This window comes from Alteromonas sp. MTD1 (assembly GCF_042848195.1).
GTDB lineage: Bacteria > Pseudomonadota > Gammaproteobacteria > Enterobacterales > Alteromonadaceae > Alteromonas.
In genome coordinates, this window is sequence record NZ_BTGG01000012.1 from 26,140 (window position 1) to 49,265 (window position 23,126).

Sequence of the window (23,126 nt, forward strand, 5' to 3'; positions counted from 1 at the left end):
TGAAAATATACCCCACAATCGAGTTGTTTAATTAATGTTAAGTTTTCGTTAGCGGGTTGAGAGTGAATGCCTGTGCAGTTTTGAACTCTTGCTTCCTTCTAAGAAATAATTCAGACAAATGAATCTGATTTTTATGATTTTATATTCGGGAGAATCACATGTTAAAAAGAATTGCAGCATCGTGTGCACTAGTATTGGTAAACGCACCAGTAGACGCTTTTGAGTTCAGCTTTAAAGGTATGATTAAAACCGAAGCGGTGACATCAAATCAGGCAGTAGCAAGTTACGGTAGTGTATATAGCCAAGTTGCGCCTACTCACGCGTTACGGACTGATATTTTCGGTGGTGCACCAGCCACTGAACAACAAACAAACTTTCTTGAATCAGAGTCAACCTCATTTCAAGCTGCGCAATCGCGCTTCTCGTTAAACATGAAGCATGAAAAAATTCGTGGCGTACTTGAGCTCGACTTCATTGATGGCGAAGACGGTTTTACCAACCAAACCGCTATTCAAGCACAAGAGCCAAGACTGCGCCTAGCCACCCTTTATTATGACTATTCTAAAAACCTGACAATTTTTGGTGGTCAAAAGTGGACAACCGCGGCCGGTATTAAATCAAGCGGCAGCTACAACTGGATTGGTAATGCATTCCGCGCAGGAAATACAGGCTTCTTGGCGATGGAAGTTGGTGCAACCTACAAGGCTGATAACCTGTCGATTACCGGTGCACTAACAGGTAAAGGACGAAACGCAACAGCTGGTGGGATTAACGGTAACGAGTTAGGCAGAATGCCAGGTTTTGCATTCGACGTTAACTACAAGATTTCTGGGCATACCATTGGCGCAGCAGGTCATTTTGCTAACATTAAATTTGAAGACGAGCCTAACTTTACTAGCGGTGAAGACCAAGACGCTAATTTGTTTAAGGTTTACACCATGCTTAATTTTGGTGACGTAAGTTTTAATGCCGAATACTACACAGGTGAAGCATTAAATAATCAAAACGCACTTGGTGTTGCACCTGCTTCTCGATTAAGCGCAGATGGTCAGGTACGTGACAACTTTAGTGAGTCTGGTTTCTTCAGCTATGTAAGTTGGAATATTAGCCCAGAGCACAATGTAAAGATTGGTTATGCAAGCGCTTCGGTTGATGATAGCGACCGTGACCGTCTGGGGCTTACCGAGCTACAAAAGAACAGCACGGCGTATATCAACTACGGCTATAAAATAATGACAGGCCTTACCGCTTTTGCTCAGGTAACGCACTTCGATACTGAATACGGTGTTGATAACGAGAGCTTCACGGCAGCAGTTGCCCGTGCAGGCGTTGTGTTTAAGTTCTAAAAAATAAATGTGATAAATGAAATTGTTCACTGCGCTTTATTAGGGCAGTGAGCAATTTTTTGCGTGTTCCCACTCAAAATAATAGCCGTTAGTTTTTCGATAAGACCAAAGTCTCATTTTGCTTTGCGGTTCAACCGTTACAGTGTTTCAATAGACAACAAAAAATTTACATCACTAATACAGAGGCAATCGTTATGACCGCCAGCAAGATTTATTCAGTGCCAGAAAACATTCTTCAGTCTACGCACATTAATGCAGAAAAGTATGACGCTATGTATAAGCAGTCGGTTGAACAGCCCGAGTCTTTTTGGACCGAGCATGCCTCTCTATTAGAGTGGTATAAAAAGCCAACCAAAATTAAAAACACCATGTTTGGTGAAAGCGATGTGTCTATAAAATGGTTCGAAGACGGTGCGTTAAACGCAAGCTACAACTGTATCGACCGTCATTTGGTAGACAATGCCACTAAGGTAGCGTTTCACTGGGAAGGTGATTCACCTAGCGACAGCCAAGACATTACTTATCAAGAAGTGCACTATGAAGTGTGTAAGTTGGCAAATGCGCTTAAAGAAATGGGGGTAACCAAAGGCGACAGAATAGCTATTTACATGCCAATGGTGCCAGAAGCTGCATACGCCATGTTAGCGTGTGCGCGAATCGGTGCAGTACATTCAGTTATCTTTGGTGGATTCTCGCCAAATGCTATTGCCGACCGCATAAACGATAGCAGTGCAAAAGTGGTAATTACGGCCGATGAAGGCCGTCGTGCAGGGCGCTCAATTCCGCTTAAAGCTAATGTTGATAAGGCACTAGCTGGAGATGCTTGCCCATCAATTACGCATGTACTTGTACACAAGCTCACCGGTGGCGATGTTGAATGGAACGCACAGCATGATGTGTGGTGGCACGATGCGGTAGACGGGTGTTCAGCGCAATGTGAGCCCGAGGTGATGAATGCGGAAGACCCGTTATTTATTCTTTATACATCAGGCTCTACAGGTACACCTAAGGGTGTTGTTCATACCACTGGCGGTTACCTGCTGTATTCAGCCATGACCTTCAAATATGCCTTCGATTATAAAGAGGATGACATTTATTGGTGTACTGCAGATGTGGGCTGGATTACGGGTCACAGCTACATGGTGTATGGCCCAATGGTTAATGCGGCCTCTCAAGTATTCTTTGAAGGTGTACCCACTTACCCAGATGTTAAGCGCATTGCCCAAGTTGTTGAAAAATACAAAGTGAATAGCTTATACACAGCACCTACTGCAATTCGAGCATTAATGGCACATGGTGACGTACCGGCAGAAGGGTGTGATGTGTCGTCACTTCGACTACTAGGTACCGTGGGTGAGCCTATTAACCCTGAAGCGTGGGAGTGGTATCACCGTGTTCTTGGAAGCAGCAAATGCCCCATCATTGATACATGGTGGCAGACTGAAACAGGCGGGCACATGATCCTTCCTCTACCTGGCGCTTCTTCATTGAAACCAGGCTCTGCAACGCGTCCTTTCTTTGGCATTCAGCCAGCGTTATTCGATGCAGACGGCAACGAGTTAGAGGGCGAATCGGAAGGTAACCTAGTGATCAAAGACAGTTGGCCAAGCCAAGCTAGAACAGTATATGGCGACCATCAGCGCTTTATAAATACCTACTTCAGTGCTTACAAAGGCGTTTACTTTACTGGTGATGGCGCCCGTCGCGATGCAGATGGGTTCTACTGGATCACGGGCCGTGTAGATGACGTGCTTAACGTATCCGGTCACCGTTTAGGTACGGCGGAAATCGAAAGTGCGCTGGTGGCTCACGCGAAAGTAGCTGAGGCTGCGGTGGTTGGCTATCCACACGACATTAAAGGGCAGGGCATTTACGTTTATGTTACGCCAAACGAAGGTGTAGAAGTAGATGAAGCGCTGACTAAAGAACTGAAGTCGTGGGTTCGCGAAGAGCTAAGCCCTATTGCTACCCCTGATATGATTCAGTGGTCACGCGGCTTACCTAAAACGCGTTCAGGTAAGATTATGCGCCGCATCCTACGAAAAATTGCAGCAAATGAGCACGGTCAATTAGGCGATACTTCTACATTGGCTGATCCATCAGTTGTTGATACACTCATTGAGGAAAGGTTAAACAAATAATCAAGGATATAGGCAATGATAACCCTTTTGATCGCAGACGATCACCCATTGTATCGCGATGCACTACGTGGCGCATTGTCATTGTCTTTACCCACGCTTACGTTAAAAGAAGCGGGTGACCTCAGCACCACGGTCGATATTTTAAATAACGATGATATCGACCTGCTGCTTCTAGATTTGCACATGCCGGGCAGTAATGATTTGTTCGGCTTGCTGCATATCCGCAAGTTGTTTCCGGATGTACCTGTGGCGGTAGTCTCTGGTACTGAAGACGCGTCTTTAATCTCAAAAATTATCAGTGTTGGTGCGCTGGGCTTTATTCCCAAAACGGCAAGCGCACATAATATTGCCAGTGCGGTGCAGTGTATTTTGGATGGCGATGTTTGGTTACCTGAAAGTGTGAGTGACGATATTGAAGAAGTTAACGAGGCTTTTTCTGAGTTGGCTGACAAAGTTGCATCACTTACTCCATCGCAGTACAAAGTACTTTGCTATATGCGCGATGGCTTGTTAAATAAGCAAATTGGTTACAACCTTGATATAGCTGAGGCAACAGTTAAGGCACACGTAACTGCCATTTTTAAAAAGCTGGGTATTAATAACCGTACACAAGCAGTATTGATTGCTTCGCAGCTTGAATTAGAGCCTCCCGTTGTATAGCGCCAAAAGATTATAGTTTCTAATGGGAATAAAACTCAGGCAGAAACTTTTCAAGCGCTTTTTTACTCTCTTCGCTTAACAGCGGGTTGTCTATTTCAATAACTCTTCGTGAGCCTATTAGCTCCATTGCCTCTATATAGCCGCTGTGTGCTTCAAGTAGCGATTTGAACCGACCCGATTCAAACAGAATAAGCAGTCCCTCGGAAATGCGTGTGGCTAGCGCTGTATTACTGCTGTTAACAAAAAAGAAAACTGGGCTTGGGTAAGAAATAATAACGTGGTCATCTACGGTTAAACCTGCGGTCAGCTTTTCATTTGAAAGCTCTTCCTTCACTTCTAAAACACTTCTTGGAAAAAAGTCTGCAAAGCCTTCAGTCACTATGCGAAAAGAGGCATGATAAGTGGTTTCAAGTACTTCAATATTGCTCGCGCGGAAGATTTTGGTGTCTGGCCAGTCGTAGCCTAGTACTGCTCTAAAGGCGGTTAGGTCGTCCTTAGCGTTGACTAACTGAAGTCTGTTGTCGTTTTCTTTTACTAGCAAGGCTCGCTTTCCCAGCAGACCTGCCATAATGGGGATTCGTATTGGTAAAAATTGGCGCTCTCGTTCTTTTGAACTCATAGTCCATGTTACGTCTAGTAAGTTGTGTTCAAGATTTCTTAATTGACGGCTTTGAGAGGTATGTATATCAGTAATGTGGATTTTATAAGAGCCATAAACAGGCGCCGTTGCATCAAGCACTTCGGTTAGCAGATTTTTAGCATAGTCATATAATTGCTCTCGCCCGGGATGAACATTTGGCAATCGTAAAATGGTATGTGGCAGTTGTTCTGTTGTGTCGATAGGCTTATTAAGGGGAGCGGGATTTTGCTGAGCATTTGCGGTAACAGGCAAAACAACTGATGTGAACAGTGACACGAGCAGTGCTACATAAAATTTGGCTAACCAGTTATTAGAATGTGTCATATCATCGTCCGTAAAGCGCAACAAAACTGCAGTGAATTAGTACTGCCGCACTATCCTATGCGGCAGTTCACGCTAGTCTTTTCCTGTAAGTAAGAAGTCGTGTTCAGGATCTACAATAAAATGTCCGCTCATTGCTTCCCGGCCTAATAACATTAAATAAGTCATTTCAGAGCGGTCGGTCAGGGTAAGCTGAATGTTCCATTGATCACCGTCCATAATTATAGGCGTAATTATCACATATCGCTTTTCTCTGGTTGCCGTAGAGCTTTTAACACGCTTTTTGCCCTCTACTTTCGCCTCGCGCCTAACAATACGTTTTACGTCATGGATATCTGGATGAATATCAAACTTTATCCAAAGCTCATCATCTTTCTCAAATTCTTCAATGTTGTCTACGTGAAGCGACGATGTCGCGGCGCCCGTATCAACACGTACGTTTAAGTCGGTAATGGCTAGTTTTGGCAAGTCGCACAGTTCAACCGCGCCTACAATTTTCTTTGTCATCAGGTTTTTCTACCGATTATGCATCAACTGCGCCTTGTTCAGGCGGCAGTAAATTATCTTGTAAAAGCTCAACGTGCTCTGCTACGGAGTCTGGCTGTGAAAAATAAGCAATATGGTAAACCGCTTCGCCTTCTTGCGTTAACGGTATATTTTGCTTACCAATTACAACACCTTCAGCAGGGCTGTCTAAACTGTCTAAGTAGTTGCCAAACGGGTCAGCAATAATGGCCAGCTTGTCGCCTTTGTTCACATGGTCGCCAAGCTGCGCCAAGTGCGTTACAAAACCACTTTCTGGTGCGCGTACCCAGCCACTTTGTCTAGCAATAAAACGTTCAATGCTGTGGCCCTTGCTGCGACTTTTGTTAAGCATACCCAAATGACGCATGGTATTAATAATGCCCTTAACGCCTGCACGAATTGAAAACTCGTCGTAACGCAATGCTTGGCCTGCTTCATAAAGTAATATTTTAACACCACTTTCACTGGCAGCTTCACGTAAAGAACCATCGCGTAATTCAGCATTTAACAACACAGGCACACCAAAAGCTTTCGCCATTTCCAGTACGTCTTCGTCGTCAAGGTCGGCACGAATTTGTGGCAGGTTACTTCGGTGAATAGCACCCGTGTGAAGGTCTATGCCTACGTCGCATTTGCTTACTATTTCTTTAAAGAACAAGTTAGCTAATCGACCAGCCAATGAACCTTTCTTGCTACCTGGAAAACTGCGGTTTAAATCGCGGCGGTCAGGTAGATATCTTGACTGATTTAACACCCCATAAACGTTTACCATAGGAACAGCGATAAGTGTGCCGCGAATACGTGCGATGGCTTTCGAGCGAATCAGTCGCCCTACAATCTCAATGCCGTTTAGCTCATCACCGTGAATCGCCGCGCTAACGAACATTGTGGGCCCAGGGCGTTTTCCACGTTTGACATAAACAGGAATGCTCATATTGGTAGCCGTATATAGCGGCGGCATCTCAAGCTCTATCTTTTTGGTTTCACCAGGGGCAATGGTTTCGCCCCCAATTTTAAGTACGTCGTTTACCACTCACGTTTTCCTATCTAACTGGCTTGTGCTTTTATGCAGTTAACCTTTACCACGGGTTTTGGTTTTATGTGGCTCTGCGCTTTTTTCAATAAACTCAATTATCATTGCCGCCACGTCTTTGTTCGTGGCTTTTTCAATACCTTCAAGCCCTGGAGAAGAATTAACTTCCATTACAACAGGACCGTTATTCGAGCGAAGAATGTCAACGCCGCAGCAATTTAAGCCCATAGTTTTTGCCGCATCTACTGCTGTTTTTCGCTCAGCAGGGCTTAAGCGAACAAGACTTGCCTGACCTCCGCGGTGTAAATTAGAGCGAAATTCGCCAGGCGCAGCTTGTCGCTTCATCGCCGCCACAACCTTTCCACCGACTACAAAGCAACGAATGTCTGCACCGCCAGCTTCTTTGATAAACTCCTGTACCAAGATACTGGCATTTAGCCCCATAAATGCTTCGATAATTGATTCTGCAGCCTTTTGTGTGTCGGCCAACACCACACCAATACCCTGAGTACCTTCCAATAGCTTAATAACGACAGGTGCGCCGCCAACGGTTTTAATAACGTCATCAATTTTGTCTGGATGATGAGCAAAGCCTGTACGCGGCATGCCAATGCCTTTACGAGAAAGCAATTGCAAAGAGCGTAGTTTGTCACGCGAGCGGCTGATAGCCACCGACTCATTCAAGCTGTAGGTCCCCATCATCTCGAACTGGCGTACCACCGACGTACCATAAAAAGTAACTGAAGCGCCAATGCGTGGAATAACGGCATCGTAATAAGGCAGCTTTTTACCATGGTAACGCACCGACGGACGCGCGCTTGTTATGTCCATGTAGCAGTGCATAGTGTCTATAACGTCAACTTCGTGACCACGTGCTTTGCCTGCTTCTACTAAACGAGAAGTCGAGTAAAGGCGGGGATTCCTTGAAAGTATTGCAATGCGCATTATTTAAAGCCTGTAATTTGTTTTAGTGAGTTGCTAATTTTTTAAACTTGCCATACTCACGTTAGAACGTGAATGTAAATTAAACAAGTCAATTTGCGCGCATACTAATAAAAGGTACGATGGGTGTCCTACGAATAATTCTTGTTGTGTCGATTGCTTTTAATGCATGAAGTAAAAGAGCATTCGCGATAGCATTACGAAAAATAGTGTAACTAACTAAAAGGCTTTTTAATGAATGAGTGGTGGCACACATTTTTGGTGTGGTTAACACAATACCAATCGAATGTGGTGTGGAGCGGTGTGGTGTTACTAATTTACGTGGCTACAACGCGTAAATTATTGCCAAAGCTAGAGACTAATATTGCCAAGTCGAAGCTTAAAAGCAGTAGTGCAATAAAAGGTTTATTTGCCGCTCGAGTACTGGTAGCTACGGTATCAATTGCGTTACTACTTCTAGCGTGGGGTATTGATTTTTCAGGTTTACTGGTCCTTTCTACGTCTATCATTACCGTAACTGGTGTTGCGCTTTTTGCTAGCTGGTCGCTTATCAGTAATATCACGGCCTACTTCATTTTATTGACAAATGTGTCGTATCGCCGTGGAAACTATATTCGTATTCTAGATGGTGACAATTATATTGAAGGTGTCATTGCTGACTTAGGTCCGTTTAGCATGCGGTTGGTTACCCCAGACCGAGAAACACTAATGTACCCTAACAACCTTATTTTAACGCGTCCGGTATTACTTAATCCAAAAGCAAAGTGGGGTACTATGGGGAAAGTGGTTTCAAAATCTGCAGTAGATACGCCGCCACCTAAAGCAGAAGAAAACCGTATTGATGAAGAAGTAATAGGCAAATAGCCGATGACGTCATGTGTGCCTATGACACGTTTTTTGCCTCGCGAATATAGCGTGTCATGCTTTGAAGCAGGGCTCTCAATTTAGCCGGTTTCAAAGGCTTCGCTAAGAAGTTTACACCTTGCGCTTTGCATTGCGTTACCAAGTTTTCATCGGGTGTTGCGGTAATAAGCGCTGCCGGCACAACAACATTTAGTCGAGCACGAATTTCTTCGATAAGCGCTAAGCCATGTTTAGTCTCATCATGGCTTAATTGATAATCCATTAACAGTATTTGAGGCTGAAAGGTGTCACAAAGCGTTAGCGCATCATCCCAGTTGTTTGCTACCACCACGTTTACTCCCCATTTTGTCAGCAGCGTTTTCATTGCGTCCAGGTTTTCACGCTGATCGTCAACACAAAGCACGTCCATATTGGCAAAGGTAGTATTTTGGGGTTTTGCTGATGTTTTTGACAACGTTTTGGGTTCAGCTTTACTTAGCGTGAAAGTAAAGCAGCTTCCTTTTCCAACAACTGATATGACATTAATATCACTGTGAAGCTGCAGGCTTAATCGGCGCACCACGCCAAGGCCTAAACCTAAGCCGTGCTCCTTGCTGTCGTTTGTGCGAAAGAAGTCGCCAAAAATACTCGCTTGCTTGTCGTTGGCAATACCAATGCCGGTGTCGAGTACTTTGAACTGCACGTCATTTCCTATTGCTTTTACAGTGAAAAGCACGCGACCGGAATGGGTGTATTTCACAGCATTGGACAATAAGTTTTGTACGATACGGTATAAGTAGGTTTTGTCAGCATACGCCCAAAACGGCCGAATAACAGCTTTAAACCCAAGACCTTTTTCTTTAGCACGCATGGCCATTTCATCTACAAGCGGAGCAAGCAAAGCCTGAACGTCAACCGCTTCAATGTCGGGCTTCATTTCGCCCTGATCAAGTCGTGCAATATCTAGCAGTGTACCTATAAGGGTTTCGCTAGAGGTAACGCTGTGATTGAGCTTCTGGATAATATTATGTGCATACTCTGATAGCTCTTGCTCTTCCAAAGCACTTACGTAAAGCTTTGCTGCATTTAATGGCTGCAGCACATCATGGCTTGCTAGCGCTAAAAAGCGCGTTTTACTTGCGTTAGCGTCTTCTGCCGCTTTTCTTGCGCGGATAAGTTCTTTTTCCGCTTCTGAGCGTCTTTCAATTTCAAGGCGAAGTTCAGCATTGATAGAGTGGACTTCTTCGGTGCGTTTTTTAATACGTGCTTCGAGGTCGATGTTAGATTCTTCAAGCGCCTGTTGAATTTCAACGTGACCAGTGATGTCATTAAAGCTTGTAACGAAGCCACCACCGGGTAATGGATTGCCTACCATTTCAATAACGCGTCCATCTTTCCGTTGACGCGTAAAACGATGGGGCATACCTGAGCGCAAATGCCCTAGGCGCTTTTCTACCTCGGCTTCAACATTATCGCTGCCAAACTCGCCTTGTGACGCATTGTAACGAATAAGCTTTTCAATAGGTGTGCCCACAGCGAGTAAGTCGTCGGGGTACGGATATAAATTGGCGTAACGCTTATTCCAAGCGACCAAGTTAAGATGTTTATCTACAACGCTTATACCTTGATCCATATTTTCAAGCGATGTAAGCAGTGCTGTCATATTAAACTGCATGGCTTGCGTTGTATCATCAAAGAAATTGATGATTTCGGTGAAGTCCATCTTTTTGCCTCGAAGGGCACTGTCTAGTAAGGCCTTGGCACTTGATGCGCCAATTACCCCACCAAGCGCCCGCTCGCAAAACAGCAAGAAAGATTCATCGGGTACAGCGTCGTGCTTAAGCTTACAATGATTTAGCTGTTGGTATTGCTCCAGCAACTGCTCGCATCGTCCCGTTCCCATAAAGGTAGACAAAAGCGTGGTTAAATCGGAAACGGCAACATCAACATTAATGGAAGGCACGGTTACAGTATTGGTTGTGGGCATAGCGGGCGACACAAAAGCTTCCGCTTGAATTCTGTCTACCAGCCGCTGCGGTGCAAACCATGAGAAAATAATGTAGACCAGCGTGTTAGCACCCAAACTTATCATCGCTCCCTGACTTATCAGTTCATTTTGCTCTAGTTGTGAAACTTGTTCACTCACAATGGGCAGTACCAACCATAAAGCCCATATAACAAGCCCAATCATAAGGCCTGCATATACGCCATGTGCGTGCGCTTTCTTCCAGTATAGACCACCCACAATAGCCGGCATTAATTGAATGACCAGAGAAAATGCAATAAGCCCAATTGAATGAAGAGAGCGGCTTCCTGTCATTTGATGATGATAAAAGAACGCCAGAATAAGAATAAAAGCAATTACGATGCGGCGGATGAGACGAATTCGACTAGAGAGATCTTGCTTCTTATCGGTTTGGCCGCTGAAGGCAAGTAACCGAGGTAAAATTACATCGTTAGTTAGCATGGTGCTAAGCGTTAAGGTGGCAACGATGATCATGGCGGTGGCTGCTGAAAGCCCACCTATAAATACAATAACCTGTAGCAGTGCAGACTCTGAAAATACGGCAAGCGAAAGCACATAAGAGTCGGGCTCTATTCCTGTCCCCGCAAATATTGCTTTACCCGCAATAGCGATAATGGGAATAACTGCCGAAATTACCGCAAGATAAAGCGGAAACAACCAACGTGCAGTGCGAATGTGACCAAGGCTTAAGTTATCGATTATGGCAACGTGAAATTGCCTAGGTAAACACACAATTGCAGCCGCAGCCATTATGGTTTGTGCAATAAACGAAAACGAACCAAATTGGGAAAGTGCTGCTTCGTTAACAAAACTGTCGAAAAAAGGCCCTGATTCAGTCTGTTTCCATGCGCTATAGCCAACAAAAGCCACTAATACTAACGCCAAAAGCTTAATAGTAGATTCGAACGCAATAGCCAGCATTAGGCCACGACGATACTCAGTAACATCTGTCTGCCTGGTACCAAAATAAATGGCGAAGACGGCAATAAAGCCTGTTGCGGCCAAGATAATTGCGTCGCTGTTCGACTGTTGTGTTAGTAATTGAAAGGTAGAACCTACAGCTTTGAGTTGAAGCGCAATGTAGGGAATGGTGGCTAATAGTGCAATAAGTGTAACCACTAATGCGACTGTTTGCCGTTTACCGTAACGTGAAGCAATAAAGTCAGATATGGTGGTGATGTGCTGCTTCTTACTTACCAGCGTCATCTTATAAATAAACTTATAACCCAATAAGTATACAAGGATAGGGCCAAGCATAATGGGTAAGTAAATCCACGTATCTCTACTGGCTTGCCCCACCATGCCGAAGAATGTCCAAGCCGTGCAGTAAATGGCGAGCGCTAATGAATAAATGGCTGGATGAGAGGTGATTGCGCGTGCTTTAGACGAGTTTTTTTCTCCCCAGCTAGCCAGAGAGAAAAGAAGAAACAGGTACAGCACAGCAAGCGTAACCCAACCAAATACCATAACTACCTTTAACCTTGTGTTAACAATCTGTCGGTTATTATAACCATATCGACCATAGTCTTACCTACGACCATGGTCTCATTTTGAATTCTTATTGTCAGGTCTAGAGTAATACGCGAGTTCCTAAATGCTTGACTTTGCTGCTTTGAAATAGATTTTTCACATTTCTTGAATTGCGGCAACAGAGTTAAAAAGCCGGGCGTTAGGAAAATGTAAAATGATAACAATTAGTTAACCTGACATGAGGGTGAAACAATGGCATTTAGAAACGAAGAAGACAAAAAAGCATATTGGAGTGAGAACCTCTCACTGCTCTTCAAGCTTTTAGTCGTTTGGTTCGTCGTATCATTTGGTGCCGGCATACTGTTTGTCGATGCACTAAACGAAATTCAATTCTTTGGCTTTAAGCTGGGCTTTTGGTTTGCACAGCAAGGCGCCATTTACGTGTTCGTTGCTTTGATTTTTGTCTATATGGCAAAAATGAACGCCATGGATAAACGCTACGGTGTAGACGAGGAGTAAACCATGGACGTTCAAACACTCACATTTATTATTGTTGGTGCATCGTTTGCACTATACATTGCAATTGCTATTTGGGCACGAGCTGGCTCAACGAATGACTTTTATGTCGCGGGTGGCGGTGTGCCTCCGGTAATGAACGGTATGGCTACTGCAGCCGACTGGATGTCAGCGGCATCGTTTATCTCTATGGCAGGTCTTATCTCGTTTATGGGGTATGACGGTGCTGTTTACCTAATGGGCTGGACCGGTGGCTATGTATTGCTTGCGCTTTGTCTTGCACCTTATTTACGTAAATTCGGTAAATTCACGGTACCTGACTTTATTGGCGATCGTTACTACTCACAAACCGCGCGTACTGTTGCGGTATTCTGCGCAATTTTCGTGTGCTTTACCTATGTTGCGGGTCAAATGCGTGGTGTAGGTGTTGTGTTCAGTCGCTTCTTGGAAGTTGATATTGTTGCAGGTGTTGTTATTGGTATGGTTATCGTGTTCTTCTACACGGTACTAGGTGGTATGAAGGGCATTACTTATACACAGGTAGCGCAATACTGCGTACTAATTTTTGCTTATATCGTTCCAGCCGTGTTCATCTCAATTATGGTAACAGGTCATATTCTTCCGCAAACTGGCTTTGGTGCCACGCTAGCCGATGGGTCGGGAATGTACATGCTCCAGAAGCTGGATATGCTCTCGGTAGAGTTGGGCTTTAACGAATATACGTCGGGCACAAAATCAACTATCGACGTATTCTTCATTACCTTCGCGCTTATGGTAGGTACTGCAGGTCTTCCTCACGTTATCGTTCGTTTCTTCACTGTGCCTAAAGTTGCTGATGCGCGTAAATCAGCAGGTTATGCGCTGGCATTTATCGCACTTCTTTATACTACAGCGCCATCTCTAGCTGCATTTGCTCGCGTTAACATGATTGAGACCATCAATGGTTCTGAAATGACGGGCACAAGCTATGCTGAAGCGCCATCGTGGATTAAGAACTGGGAACAAACGGGTCTTATCGGTTTTGAAGATAAGAATGGCGATGGAAAGATGTTCTATTCGGGCGATGAGCGCAACGAAATGAAAGTTGACCGCGACATTATGGTATTAGCAAACCCAGAGATTGCGAATCTACCTGCTTGGGTAATTGCGCTGGTTGCCGCAGGTGGTGTAGCGGCTGCGCTGTCTACCTCTGCAGGCCTGTTACTGGTAATTTCAACCTCCGTGTCGCACGACTTGTTGAAGCGAAACTTCATGCCGAATATTACCGATAAAGCAGAGTTAATGTATGCACGACTGGCAGCAGGTGTGGCCATTGTTATTGCAGGTTACTTTGGTATTAATCCGCCGGGGTTTGTTGCGCAGGTGGTTGCCTTTGCCTTCGGCTTAGCGGCATCTAGCTTCTTCCCAGCAATTATCATGGGTATCTTTAGCAAACGTATGAATGATAAAGGCGCTATTTCAGGCATGATTTCAGGTCTTGCTTTCACAGCTACCTATATTATTTACTTCAAGTTTGTTAACCCTGCGGCGAACACGCCAGAAAACTGGTGGTTCGGCGTATCGCCTGAAGGTATCGGTACTCTTGGTATGGTAGTTAACTTTGTAGTAGCGTTCCTAGTGTTCAAGGTAACCGATGAAGCACCAGAGGAAATCCAAGAGCTAGTTGAAAGTATTCGTTATCCGAAAGGCGCTGGTGAAGCATCTGCACACTAAGCGTTTACACAACGAATAATATGGAAGTACAGCCAACCTATTCGCTTAGCGAGTAGGTTGGTTTTTCAATTTTAAAAGGAGAGCAGGTATGAGTGCTATAGCAAAACAAGTAGACGACTTTATTGCTAGCTCTGCTCCTTTCGACACCTTAAGCGTGGATGAGCGAACAGCGCTTATAAAAAATGCAGAACTGCTTTATCTAACCAATGAACTTGCTAGTAACATAAACGAAGCAGGGCCGCGGCTTTACCTTATTCAAAGCGGGCAGTTTTCGGTATTAGATGGGCAGGACACAATAAGGCATTTAAGTGAAGGTGACTATTTTGGCTACCCATCAATTGTCGAAAATCGTCCGATTGCACTCACCGTTACAGTAGAAAGCCCTGGTTTGGTTTATTGCTTTAATGCTAAATCGGTTCTACCTCTTTTATCCAAACCTGCCATCGGCAATTTCTTTAAAGGCCTGCTGAATAATGCTTTGCAGAGCACTGCAATGTCAGACAGCAATTCCATGTGGTTATACAAGAATTTGACTGAGGTCATTAACAAGGCACCGGTGTCAACCGAGGCCCAAACCACTATTTCAGATGCCGCCAGTTTAATGACTAAAGAAAAGGTGTCGTCGTTACTAATAACTCAAAACAATAAAGTAGTAGGCATTGTTACCGATCGAGATTTGCGTTCACGAGTGGTGGCAAAAGCATTAAATACTCAACAAGCAGTGAGCCACATTATGACGGCTAACCCTGCACAAATTAATGGTAATAGAACCTTGTTCGATGCCATGGCATTGATGACAGAGAAAAATATCCACCATCTACCTATTATCGATCATGTTTCAAATAATCCTCTTGGAATGGTTACTGCCAGCGATATCATTCGCCATCAAAGAGGAAACGTTCTTTTTATTATTGGTGAGCTTTCAAAAGCTGAAAACTTGTACGAACTCACGCGATTGTCGTGGCAACTGCCGCATTATTTTTCCGTTCATGCCAAACGCGCAGGTGATTTTGATATTGCTGGGAAAATTTTGTCGCAGGCTACCGATATTATGACGCGCAAGCTCATTGGCTTTTTTCAGCAAGAGCATGGTAAAGCACCAATGATGTTTGCATGGCTAGTATATGGCTCGCAAGCCAGAGAGGACCAAACCATGGGTTCCGATCAAGACAACGGTTTGTTACTGGCTAGCAAGCCAGACGAAGCGCAAGCGCAATACTTTGCTAGTATGGCGTCATACGTTTGTAGAGGGCTTGCGAAGTGTGGCATCAAACTGTGTAATGGCAACATTATGGCCAGTAACGATGCATTGCGCTTATCAGTAGACGACGCCGTCACTGAAGCGCAGCAATGGGTAAAGTCACCCACTAAAGAAGCCATTATGCATTTCAATATTTTTCTTGATGTACGCTGCGCCGCGGGTGACATTAGCTTACTGAAATTGCTTCAAAAACGACGTGCACCTCTACTTCAACAGAAAATGTTTTTAGCGGCGCTTGCACGGCATAGTAACGATGTTGCAGTGCCATTATCTACCTTTCAACGTTTTACCTATGAAAAGCATCACCCAATTAAAGACAGCATCGATTTAAAAAAACGCGCTGTGGCTCTGGTTAACAACATTGCACGCATTTATGCTCTAGCCGATGGTCTGGTGATTCCTGGTACATTGGCACGATTAGAAAATTTAAGTGAACACTCTCAGCTGTCGCGCAAAGACGCAGATAACTTAAAAGATATTTGGCTTTTTTTAAATCGTATTCGCTGGCGGCATCAACTGGAAAACAAGGTTACTGACAATCGTGTGTCGGTCAGTAGTTTATCGTCTATTGAAAAACATCAGTTAAAAGCCGCTTTTAAAGCAATAGAAAGAACTAACCAAGCAATGATAATGAAGTTTTCAGGCGGCGTAGCTTAGAAGGCAATTAGAAAAGTATGATTAAAGCCCTTTTTAACGCGCTAGAGAATGTGTTTACTTTTGCACCCTCGCGTAATGCCTTATTAAACACCTATCAATTTCAAAACTTACAGTTTACGGCTATTGATTTTGAGCTTACGTCTCTTGATCAAAAAGTAACGCAAATTACTTCAGTAGGTTACGTGACAGGAAGCAATGGCGTTGTAGATTTGTCGACCAGTGACTATTATCTTGTAAAAACCACTGCGGATTTAGGGCAAAGCCCTGTTATTCACGGTTTGACAGAAGAGGCGTTAAATAACGGAGTAACGCTGCCTGATGCCTTAAATGCGTTATTGCCCAGGCTACACGAGTCAATTTTAGTGTTTCATAACGCTAGCTTAGACTTGGCTGCATTGCATAATGCATTTGTGTCACTGGACTTACCTAAAACTGAGGTGATGTATATTGATACGCTTAAGCTTGCGGTTTATCAACTTAGCAAGCAGCATCAAGTGTTACCTTCGCACTGTGCTACGCTTTTAGAATGCTGTGAACGGCTTGGTCTTCCAAGCTTTGTAGAACATAACGCTTTAGATGATGCGATGGCTACAATGTCGCTACTCTTTGCACAGTTGTCAGAATTAGGTGTGCAAAAACATGAAACGTTGAAGGTGTTAAAGCATACAGGGGCAGTAGGTCGCTTTACGCTTGGGTAGTAGTGTAATAACGCAGCAATGGGGGCTGATGGCTTTAAGTTTAGCCTGTTTATTGAGCTTGTTTTACTATGGCATTTATATCAGCAATGTTTTTCTGCCTGCGAGAGGTAGAGGGCGTGACACAGTTTCTTCCTGCTTCTTTTGAATGGTAAAGGTTCTTATCTGCCTCTAACATTACCGCTTCGATCGACTTATTATCGGTGGCGGTCTTCAATGCAATGCCTGCGCTGAGCGTTACCCGGTCGTGTTCAGATGAAGCATGGGGAATACCAGCGTTGAACACTATCTCGAGTAACCGTTTGGTAACCTTTATAGCGCCATCTAAGTCGGTATTCGGTAAAACAACTAAAAACTCTTCACCACCTATACGAATTAATTTGTCCATTGGCCTTAACAACGCATCGCTTATTGTTCTGCTTACTTTCCAAAGACAACTGTCACCTTCAAGGTGGCCATACATGTCATTGAATAATTTGAAGTGGTCTACGTCGAACATTACCAAGCACAAAGGCGTTACGTTTCTAAGCCCTTCACGAACAAGGTTTGGGAGATAATCATCTAAATAATGACGGTTGTATGCGCCTGTTAATTTGTCTACATAAATCAATCGTTCGAGTAAATCATTACGTAGCTTGTGCATAAGATGTGATTTCACACGATTTCGCAAAGTGCACGCATTAACGGGCTTTACGATAAAATCGATACAGCCTGACTCCCAACATCTCGACTCATCTTCATCTGTAGACGATGATGTTACAAACATAATGGGGATATTCGCAGAGGCTGGTTTTTTTCGAAGTATAGCGGTGGTAGCATGACCGTCGAGGTCAGGCATTGATACGTCCATTAAAATTAGATCAGGGCTGTTGTCTTCACAATAAGAAATCGCTTCGCTACCCGAACCTACCGAAATACATTGGACGGTATCTTCTAGCAAAGTTTCAAGAACAAGTCGTGTGCTTGATTGGTCGTCAACAATAAGAACATGACAATCCTTGAGTGTTCTATCGCCAACATGTTCAATGTACACGGTATTGCCTTAGAATAAATTCAAGCGCCATAACCACTAAGAATAGTCTCCTTGGTAAATAAATACATTAGCCTAAAGTCTATTATTTAAACATGTTGTCGTCTTATTTGCTCCAAATTTGGTCGAACGTAGTGACTAGCTTCTTTTAACTTAACCGAAGCGGTAATGCTCTAAAACGCGAAGAGTTTTGATTTACGAGCATCAATAATGTTCGATAAATCAAAAAGTGCAAGCGTATATACAAATAAGACTTTACCTATATACACGCCTACGATTGGATAGGATCTTAAAATTAGTTACTGGCTAACACATTAGGCAGCAGTACTTTGTCGATAACGTGAATAACACCGTTGGTTGTCATTACATCTGCCTTTACTACTTTTGCGTTGTTTATCATCACGTGATTCATTTTTGATGAGATAGCAATATCACCGCCTTCTACGGTGGTCGCTGAAGACAAGCTCATTGCTTGCTTTGCTTTTACTTTTCCACTCACTACGTGGTAAGTGAGCACCTTAACTAGTTTGTCTTTGTTCTCTGGCTGTAACAGCATGTCAACGGTACCTGCAGGTAACGCAGCAAATGCTTCATTAGTTGGAGCAAAGACGGTAAATGGACCATCGCTCTTTAACGTATCAACTAAATCAGCAGCTTTGACAGCAGCCACCAATGTTGAAAACATATCGATGCCAGCGGCAGTGTCAACAATGTCTTTTTGCTCAGACATCTTGTGGCTACCCGCCAGCACAGTGCTGCTAAAACATAGAACAAAGATCATACTTAAAATTTTACGCATAACGTTACCTTTAGTAGTGTGAGATTGATGGAATCAAACGTACTGCGAAATGTTTGATGTGAGTTGTTACGCGGTTATGTTGGAAAGTGATGATTAACTTTCTGTAACAGCGATTAGTAAAGACAAACTAGCTGTAATAAAGATCGACCTGCACCGAAAACGTTAAAAAAATGTGAGAATGGTTTTGATTGGCTATATTTTATACTGTCGGGTGACAAGAGGTAATGCTTATGAAAGCTCGCGTATTATTCACCGTTCTCACTATCTTGATAATTTGTGGATGCAAATCTACGGCTCAAATACAAACACGTGTAACTCCCCAACTCCTAGATGATTCTCTTTTTCCATCTCATCACTACTATTCCGTAGAGTCGGCAGATGCCGTATTCTTTTTGGATGAAGATGCTCAGCGGTTTGCTGAACGCGCTGTGCTTGAAAAGAGCATTACTGAAAAGAATGTAAAGGGCTTGGTAAAGGCTATTTTTGACCGTTCAGATAAAGGTATGCGGTATTTAACAACAGCAAATACTGTTGCAAACACCACATTTAACAATCGCACTGCAAACTGCTTGTCACTGTCTATTATGACCTTTGCGCTTGCGGAGCATGCTGGGCTAGAAGCAACATTTTACGAGGTGAAAATACCTGAATACTGGACTCGCCAATCGGGTTATAGCATGTTGAATGGGCACATTAATTTGCGCGTTTCCGTTCCCGAAGACCCGCTTATTACCTCTGTAGGTTCCCGTTGGGCCGATGTCGATTTCGACCCTCAAATGTTGCGTGATCAGTTTCCAAGAGTCTCGGTTTCCAAAAACACCGTCCTGTCGATGTTTTACAACAATAAAGGCGCAGACGCACTGGTTGCTAATAGTTACACAAAAGCATACAGCTATTTCAAGGCCGCCGCTGAAATAGACCCTCTTCACCAGCAAAGTTGGGTGAACTTAGGTGTGCTTTATAGAATGGTTGATGCTTATGAACAATCTGAGAGAGCCTATAAGCATGCGCTCTCACTCAATGAGGATAATTTAACGGCGTGGGAAAATCTGTCGATTTTGTACTATTACCAAGATCGCCATCAAGAAGCAGCAACAATAAAAGAAATGGTAGAAACTCGTCGACGTAATAATCCATTTTATCACTATATTCTAGGTGAGCAGGCATTAGAGGTGGGCAATGCCGAGATTGCGCTAGTGCATTATCAAAAAGGATTGCGACTTGATAACACAAGGCACGAAATTTTGTTTGGTGTAGCTAAGGCATATCACGAACTAGGTGATGTAAGTAAAGCTCAGGCTTTCTTGGAAAGGGCATCGAGGCATTCTCCTAATGACCAAGAAAAGCAGCGGTATGCATCTAAAGTAGCGTCACTTGCTAGTAACAATTAATGTATTGGTGAAAGCAGCTTTTTATCAAACATTAAACAAAAAAAGCCGCAGACTAGCTGCGGCAAAAATAACACTACAAAAGGAACTTAATTTATATAACGCCCAGCTCACGAAGGCGCTCTTGCAGGTATGACCCTGCGGTATGACGTTCTGAAAGAACAACATCTGGTCTTGGGTGTAAGAATAGCGGCAGCGATATACGTGATTTCGTCATATCTGCACCGTCTGGGTTTACAACCCTATGAGTAGTTGATGGGAAGTAATGACCCGATGCCTCTTGAAGCATGTCACCAATGTTCACAATTAGGTTACCAAAATCGCATGGTACTTCTAACCAACTACCGTCTTGTGCTTGTACTTGCAAGCCTGGCTCATTCGCCGCAGGTAAGATAGTAATTAAATTAATATCTTCGTGAGCAGCAGCTCGGATTGCATCAACCTCTTCGTCACCTTTAAGCGGCGGGTAGTGCAGTATACGTAGTAACGTTTGATCAGAATCTTTAATCATGTCGCCAAGTGGCTGGCTGTACTTCGCGCTTACTTCAGCAGGAGAGTGCTTTTCTATCCACCCAAGTAGTTCAGTGGCTAGTGTGTTCGCTTCTGCATAATATTGTGATATCTGCGGAAGTAACGCTTCTGGACACTGTCCCCAAGGGTAGTAGTGGTAATATTCTTTAATATCTTTTTTCGTAAAGCCTTTCGCTACCTCAGATACACTCTGAGGGAAAAAGCCGTCTTGCTTACCTTTGTTGTACAGGTAATCGTTCTTCTCTTCACTGTCAAAGAAGCCCTGCCAGTTATCGTAAATACCTTGAACCAATGACTGCTGGATAGGGTGATTCTTTAACACACCAAACCCTGTCTCGCGAAGTGACTTCACGAATTCTTCTTGAGCGTTTTCCGCTTGGTAATCAACAGCTACTAATTGCATAACTTTATCCCGTATATTTTGACTGCGGCATTATAAAGGTAGACGGGCTACAGAAAAAAGTCGCGGCAATTGATATAAATCAACCCCACGTCGAATTTGCGCGTAATTTACAGAAAGTTGACCAATTAGTCCAGTAAAAACTAGACCAATTGGTCCGTTTAAATAAATTTTAACCGAGAGAGAGGTAAAAGCCCGCTAGCGCGGCACTCATTAAGTTAGATAACGTTGCAGCAATAACAGCTTTTAATCCCAGTCGCGCAATCTCTTTTCTGCGTGTAGGTGCTAAAGCGCCTATTCCACCCATCAAAATTGCGATAGAAGAGAAGTTTGCAAAACCACAAAGTGCAAAGGTGATAATGGCCTGAGATGCTTCAGATAGCTGTGATTGGTTTTCTAGGAAGCTCAGGTAAGCAACAAACTCGTTTACCACCATCTTCTGTCCAATAAAGCTACCTGCAAGTTGCGCTTCCTCCCATGGTACGCCGATTGCCCATGCGAGAGGTTGAAGCACATAACCCAGGATCCCTTCAAACGTTACGTTTTCATAGCCAAATAACGCTGCTGTCCAGCCAACAAGGCCGTTGAACATAGCGATCAGTGCTATGAAAGCAAGAAGCATGGCGCCTACGTTTAACGCAAGCTGCATGCCTGACGCTGCGCCACTGGCGGCAGCGTCAAATACATTAGCGTAGCCGCTGTCTTCAGCGTCTACTTCATGTAAGTTTTCGTTAGGTGTACTGGTCTCTGGCATCATGATTTTTGCCATTAGTAAGCCACCCGGAGCCGCCATGAAACTGGCAGCTAGTAGGTATTTAAGTTCGACGCCCATGCCAGCATAACCAGCCATAACAGAGCCTGCAATAGAGGCCAAGCCACCTACCATAATGGCGAAAAGCTCAGAACTCGTCATATGAGGAATAAAAGGACGAACTACTAGTGGGGCTTCAGTTTGACCTACAAAAATATTTGCCGCTGACGACATCGACTCTGGTCGACTCGTGCCAAGCGCTTTTTGCAAGAACCCACCAATTACTTTGATGATAACGCCCATTATTTTTAGGTGGTAAAGCACCGCAATAAGGGCTGAAAAGAATACAATTACGGGTAGCACGTTGAAAGCGAAAATAAACGCAATAGATTTATCGCCAATAGGGCCAAACAAGAAGTTGATGCCTTCTTGGCTGTAGGCAATGATATTCGCTACAAATTGAGTTGCAGCAAGCAACACTTCTTTTCCAGGTTCTGAATAAAGGACGAAAGCACCCACTAATGCCTGAATAGCAAAAGCGCCACCAACAGTACGCCAATTAATACTGCGTTTCGCAGAAGACAATGCGAAGGCAATAGCCAACAGGAGCGCGATGCCCAATAAACTAACCATAAATGAATTCCCTTACAGAAGCGCTTGCTGAATGTGTGATTTGATCACATCTAGTGCAATTTGATTTTTACCACCTTGCGTTACTACTACGTCGGCAGTAAAGCGGCTAGGTTCAATGAATTGGTGGTACATGGGCTTCACAGTCTCTTCGTACTGTTTAGCCACAGATTCAATGGTACGACCGCGCTCTTTTAGGTCACGCATCATTCGACGCATAAGACAAATATCAAGCGGCGTATCAATGAAGATTTTCACGTCGTAAAGCGGCAGCAAGTCGGTGCGCGCTAACAACATAATACCTTCTAGAATAATAACAGGTGCAGGGTTTAAGCGCTCTGTTTCCGGAAGGCGAGTGTGTGTTTTATAGCAGTAATGCGGATAATCTATTGGCTGACCATCTCTCAGCGCCTGAAGATGCGCTTTTAACAATTCGTGCTCAAAAGCATTAGGGTGGTCGTAATTGTTTTTTTCACGCTGCTCCATGGGTAAGTGGTCTTGCGCGCGATAGTAATGATCTTCACGCAGCACCTGTACAGGGCGACCCTGAGCGCTAAAGCCGTTGAATAAATTTTTTGTAAAAAGAGACTTCCCAGAGCCAGAAGCTCCAGAAATGGCAATAATTAATGGCGATTGCATAGTACTATAAAGCTGGTTTTGTTGGTGCAAAGATACGCGTTTAGCCCTCGCGAATCAATGTTATATTCACAAGTAATCTGATTTTGGATCGGTCTTTGCTAGAACTTTATCGTATTTTCAAGGCATTGCAGGCGGTTTATATTCCTAGCAAAAATATCCTGAAAAGTTC

The 23,126-nt window shown here is 43.9% G+C and carries 19 protein-coding genes; 9 read left to right on the forward strand and 10 right to left on the reverse strand.

Features of this window, described 5'->3' with window-relative positions:
* Positions 1-158: 158 nt before the first annotated feature.
* From ACGHAV_RS15670 to ACGHAV_RS15680, 3 genes are all read left to right on the forward strand, one after another.
* Positions 159-1,346, forward strand: coding sequence for a hypothetical protein (locus ACGHAV_RS15670; RefSeq protein ID WP_390382726.1), 1,188 nt, complete (start codon positions 159-161; stop codon positions 1,344-1,346).
* 194 nt (positions 1,347-1,540) lie between these two features.
* Positions 1,541-3,487 carry an acetate--CoA ligase gene (gene acs, locus ACGHAV_RS15675; protein ID WP_390382729.1) on the forward strand — a complete coding sequence of 649 codons (1,947 nt, stop codon included), beginning with the start codon at positions 1,541-1,543 and terminating at the stop codon, positions 3,485-3,487.
* Positions 3,488-3,502: 15 nt separating this feature from the next.
* Positions 3,503-4,147, forward strand: coding sequence for a response regulator (locus ACGHAV_RS15680; protein ID WP_390382732.1), 645 nt, complete (start codon positions 3,503-3,505; stop codon positions 4,145-4,147).
* 19 nt (positions 4,148-4,166) lie between these two features.
* Here the strand turns inward: ACGHAV_RS15680 and ACGHAV_RS15685 are convergent, their stop codons facing one another.
* From ACGHAV_RS15685 to rimK, 4 genes are all read right to left on the reverse strand, one after another.
* A complete protein-coding gene (locus tag ACGHAV_RS15685) occupies positions 4,167-5,111 on the reverse strand; it encodes an amino acid ABC transporter substrate-binding protein (protein WP_390382735.1) in 945 nt (314 codons plus the stop codon).
* Positions 5,112-5,183: 72 nt separating this feature from the next.
* Positions 5,184-5,618 carry an ATP-dependent zinc protease gene (locus ACGHAV_RS15690; protein WP_390382995.1) on the reverse strand — a complete coding sequence of 145 codons (435 nt, stop codon included), beginning with the start codon at positions 5,616-5,618 and terminating at the stop codon, positions 5,184-5,186.
* A gap of 13 nt (positions 5,619-5,631) precedes the next feature.
* Positions 5,632-6,666 (reverse strand): succinylglutamate desuccinylase/aspartoacylase family protein, encoded by a 1,035-nt coding sequence (locus tag ACGHAV_RS15695; RefSeq protein WP_334016107.1) that lies wholly within the window; start codon positions 6,664-6,666, stop codon positions 5,632-5,634.
* 39 nt (positions 6,667-6,705) lie between these two features.
* Positions 6,706-7,611 (reverse strand): 30S ribosomal protein S6--L-glutamate ligase, encoded by a 906-nt coding sequence (gene rimK, locus ACGHAV_RS15700; RefSeq protein ID WP_390382739.1) that lies wholly within the window; start codon positions 7,609-7,611, stop codon positions 6,706-6,708.
* Positions 7,612-7,842: 231 nt separating this feature from the next.
* Here rimK and ACGHAV_RS15705 point away from each other — a divergent pair, with 231 nt between their 5' ends.
* A complete protein-coding gene (locus ACGHAV_RS15705; RefSeq protein ID WP_390382742.1) occupies positions 7,843-8,472 on the forward strand; it encodes a mechanosensitive ion channel domain-containing protein in 630 nt (209 codons plus the stop codon).
* A gap of 19 nt (positions 8,473-8,491) precedes the next feature.
* On the opposite strand, the gene ACGHAV_RS15710 is transcribed toward ACGHAV_RS15705, so the two are convergent.
* Entirely contained in the window at positions 8,492-11,944 is a 3,453-nt protein-coding gene (locus tag ACGHAV_RS15710; protein WP_390382745.1) for a PAS-domain containing protein, read from the reverse strand.
* Positions 11,945-12,199: 255 nt separating this feature from the next.
* Here ACGHAV_RS15710 and ACGHAV_RS15715 point away from each other — a divergent pair, with 255 nt between their 5' ends.
* The 4 genes from ACGHAV_RS15715 (at position 12,200) to ACGHAV_RS15730 (ending at position 16,792) form a co-directional block, all read left to right on the forward strand.
* Positions 12,200-12,466, forward strand: coding sequence for a DUF4212 domain-containing protein (locus ACGHAV_RS15715; protein ID WP_334016103.1), 267 nt, complete (start codon positions 12,200-12,202; stop codon positions 12,464-12,466).
* A gap of 3 nt (positions 12,467-12,469) precedes the next feature.
* Entirely contained in the window at positions 12,470-14,176 is a 1,707-nt protein-coding gene (locus ACGHAV_RS15720) for a sodium:solute symporter family protein (protein ID WP_390382748.1), read from the forward strand.
* An 88-nt stretch (positions 14,177-14,264) separates the two neighbouring features.
* The gene (locus ACGHAV_RS15725; RefSeq protein ID WP_390382751.1) at positions 14,265-16,094 is read left to right on the forward strand and encodes a putative nucleotidyltransferase substrate binding domain-containing protein; all 1,830 of its coding nucleotides are present in this window, start codon (positions 14,265-14,267) and stop codon (positions 16,092-16,094) included.
* A 17-nt stretch (positions 16,095-16,111) separates the two neighbouring features.
* Positions 16,112-16,792, forward strand: a complete 681-nt coding sequence (locus ACGHAV_RS15730; RefSeq protein ID WP_390382754.1) for an exonuclease domain-containing protein — start codon at positions 16,112-16,114, stop codon at positions 16,790-16,792.
* A 49-nt stretch (positions 16,793-16,841) separates the two neighbouring features.
* Here ACGHAV_RS15730 and ACGHAV_RS15735 read toward each other — a convergent pair whose 3' ends face one another.
* Together ACGHAV_RS15735 and ACGHAV_RS15740 are read right to left on the reverse strand one after the other, a co-directional pair.
* Positions 16,842-17,822 carry a diguanylate cyclase gene (locus ACGHAV_RS15735; protein WP_390382758.1) on the reverse strand — a complete coding sequence of 327 codons (981 nt, stop codon included), beginning with the start codon at positions 17,820-17,822 and terminating at the stop codon, positions 16,842-16,844.
* A gap of 292 nt (positions 17,823-18,114) precedes the next feature.
* Entirely contained in the window at positions 18,115-18,618 is a 504-nt protein-coding gene (locus ACGHAV_RS15740) for a fasciclin domain-containing protein (RefSeq protein ID WP_390382760.1), read from the reverse strand.
* Between the two features lie 230 nt (positions 18,619-18,848).
* Here ACGHAV_RS15740 and ACGHAV_RS15745 point away from each other — a divergent pair, with 230 nt between their 5' ends.
* The gene (locus ACGHAV_RS15745) at positions 18,849-20,009 is read left to right on the forward strand and encodes a tetratricopeptide repeat protein (protein ID WP_390382762.1); all 1,161 of its coding nucleotides are present in this window, start codon (positions 18,849-18,851) and stop codon (positions 20,007-20,009) included.
* 91 nt (positions 20,010-20,100) lie between these two features.
* Here ACGHAV_RS15745 and ACGHAV_RS15750 read toward each other — a convergent pair whose 3' ends face one another.
* The 3 genes from ACGHAV_RS15750 to udk all read right to left on the reverse strand — a co-directional run bounded on the left by ACGHAV_RS15750 (position 20,101) and on the right by udk (position 22,957).
* Complete coding sequence (locus ACGHAV_RS15750; protein WP_390382765.1) at positions 20,101-20,940, reverse strand: 2OG-Fe(II) oxygenase family protein; 840 nt, start codon at positions 20,938-20,940, stop codon at positions 20,101-20,103.
* 169 nt (positions 20,941-21,109) lie between these two features.
* Entirely contained in the window at positions 21,110-22,321 is a 1,212-nt protein-coding gene (locus ACGHAV_RS15755) for a NupC/NupG family nucleoside CNT transporter (RefSeq protein WP_390382768.1), read from the reverse strand.
* Positions 22,322-22,333: 12 nt separating this feature from the next.
* Entirely contained in the window at positions 22,334-22,957 is a 624-nt protein-coding gene (gene udk / locus ACGHAV_RS15760; protein ID WP_334016128.1) for a uridine kinase, read from the reverse strand.
* Positions 22,958-23,126: the final 169 nt, after the last annotated feature.

Excerpts from the sequence above, each read along its gene's own strand:
- ACGHAV_RS15670 (WP_390382726.1), top strand. The coding sequence starts at position 159 with ATGTTAAAAAGAATTGCAGCATCGTGTGCACTAGTATTGGTAAACGCA.
- acs (WP_390382729.1), top strand. The coding sequence starts at position 1,541 with ATGACCGCCAGCAAGATTTATTCAGTGCCAGAAAACATTCTTCAGTCT.
- ACGHAV_RS15680 (WP_390382732.1), top strand. The coding sequence starts at position 3,503 with ATGATAACCCTTTTGATCGCAGACGATCACCCATTGTATCGCGATGCA.
- ACGHAV_RS15685 (WP_390382735.1), bottom strand. The coding sequence starts at position 5,111 with ATGACACATTCTAATAACTGGTTAGCCAAATTTTATGTAGCACTGCTC.
- rimK (WP_390382739.1), bottom strand. The coding sequence starts at position 7,611 with ATGCGCATTGCAATACTTTCAAGGAATCCCCGCCTTTACTCGACTTCT.
- ACGHAV_RS15705 (WP_390382742.1), top strand. The coding sequence starts at position 7,843 with ATGAATGAGTGGTGGCACACATTTTTGGTGTGGTTAACACAATACCAA.
- ACGHAV_RS15710 (WP_390382745.1), bottom strand. The coding sequence starts at position 11,944 with ATGGTATTTGGTTGGGTTACGCTTGCTGTGCTGTACCTGTTTCTTCTT.
- ACGHAV_RS15715 (WP_334016103.1), top strand. The coding sequence starts at position 12,200 with ATGGCATTTAGAAACGAAGAAGACAAAAAAGCATATTGGAGTGAGAAC.
- ACGHAV_RS15720 (WP_390382748.1), top strand. The coding sequence starts at position 12,470 with ATGGACGTTCAAACACTCACATTTATTATTGTTGGTGCATCGTTTGCA.
- ACGHAV_RS15725 (WP_390382751.1), top strand. The coding sequence starts at position 14,265 with ATGAGTGCTATAGCAAAACAAGTAGACGACTTTATTGCTAGCTCTGCT.
- ACGHAV_RS15730 (WP_390382754.1), top strand. The coding sequence starts at position 16,112 with ATGATTAAAGCCCTTTTTAACGCGCTAGAGAATGTGTTTACTTTTGCA.
- ACGHAV_RS15740 (WP_390382760.1), bottom strand. The coding sequence starts at position 18,618 with ATGCGTAAAATTTTAAGTATGATCTTTGTTCTATGTTTTAGCAGCACT.
- ACGHAV_RS15745 (WP_390382762.1), top strand. The coding sequence starts at position 18,849 with ATGAAAGCTCGCGTATTATTCACCGTTCTCACTATCTTGATAATTTGT.
- ACGHAV_RS15750 (WP_390382765.1), bottom strand. The coding sequence starts at position 20,940 with ATGCAATTAGTAGCTGTTGATTACCAAGCGGAAAACGCTCAAGAAGAA.
- ACGHAV_RS15755 (WP_390382768.1), bottom strand. The coding sequence starts at position 22,321 with ATGGTTAGTTTATTGGGCATCGCGCTCCTGTTGGCTATTGCCTTCGCA.
- udk (WP_334016128.1), bottom strand. The coding sequence starts at position 22,957 with ATGCAATCGCCATTAATTATTGCCATTTCTGGAGCTTCTGGCTCTGGG.